A 1,449-nucleotide genomic window follows, 5' to 3' on the forward strand; every position below is an offset into this window, starting at 1 on the left:
ATAACAACACATTATACAATGGAGAGTTTGATCCTGGCTCAGGATGAACGCTAGCGGCAGGCCTAATACATGCAAGTCGGACGGGATTTGGGAGCTTGCTTCTGATGAGAGTGGCGCACGGGTGCGTAACACGTATGTAACCTACCTTAATCTGGGGGATAGCCTCTCGAAAGAGAGATTAACACCGCATAACATTACCGGATAGCATTTTTTGGTAATCAAATATTTATAGGATTAAGATGGGCATGCGGAACATTAGCTAGTTGGTAAGGTAATGGCTTACCAAGGCTACGATGTTTAGGGGATCTGAGAGGATGGCCCCCCACACTGGTACTGAGACACGGACCAGACTCYTACGGGAGGCAGCAGTAAGGAATATTGGTCAATGGGCGGAAGCCTGAACCAGCCATGCCGCGTGCAGGAAGACGGCCCTATGGGTTGTAAACTGCTTTTGTACCGGAATAAACCCTTCTACGTGTAGGAGGCTGAATGTACGGTAAGAATAAGGATCGGCTAACTCCGTGCCAGCAGCCGCGGTAATACGGAGGATCCGAGCGTTATCCGGATTTATTGGGTTTAAAGGGTGCGTAGGCGGCCTGTTAAGTCAGGGGTGAAAGACGGTAGCTCAACTATCGCAGTGCCTTTGATACTGACGGGCTTGAATGTACTTGAGGTAGGCGGAATGTGACAAGTAGCGGTGAAATGCATAGATATGTCACAGAACACCAATTGCGAAGGCAGCTTACTAAGGTATGATTGACGCTGAGGCACGAAAGCGTGGGGATCAAACAGGATTAGATACCCTGGTAGTCCACGCCCTAAACGATGAATACTCGATGTTGGCGATATACGGCCAGCGTCTAAGCGAAAGCGTTAAGTATTCCACCTGGGGAGTACGCCCGCAAGGGTGAAACTCAAAGGAATTGACGGGGGCCCGCACAAGCGGAGGAGCATGTGGTTTAATTCGATGATACGCGAGGAACCTTACCCGGGCTTGAAAGTTAGTGAATGAGACAGAGACGTCTCAGTCCTTCGGGACACGAAACTAGGTGCTGCATGGCTGTCGTCAGCTCGTGCCGTGAGGTGTTGGGTTAAGTCCCGCAACGAGCGCAACCCCTATGTTTAGTTGCCAGCACGTTAAGGTGGGGACTCTAAACAGACTGCCTATGCAAATAGAGAGGAAGGAGGGGACGACGTCAAGTCATCATGGCCCTTACGTCCGGGGCTACACACGTGCTACAATGGGCAGTACAGAGGGCAGCTACCTGGCAACAGGATGCCAATCTCACAAAGCTGTTCACAGTTCGGATCGGGGTCTGCAACTCGACCCCGTGAAGTTGGATTCGCTAGTAATCGCGTATCAGCAATGACGCGGTGAATACGTTCCCGGGCCTTGTACACACCGCCCGTCAAGCCATGGAAGCTGGAAGTGCCTGAAGTGCGTAACCG

At 51.5% G+C, this 1,449-nt stretch carries 1 rRNA gene; it reads left to right on the top strand.

The features are described 5' to 3' along the window. Positions 1 to 15 precede the first annotated feature (15 nt). Positions 16 to 1,449 (top strand): 16S ribosomal RNA (locus tag AC1DXC_RS27250); the annotation flags it as partial.

This window comes from Mucilaginibacter sp. P2_D11 (assembly GCF_056404435.1).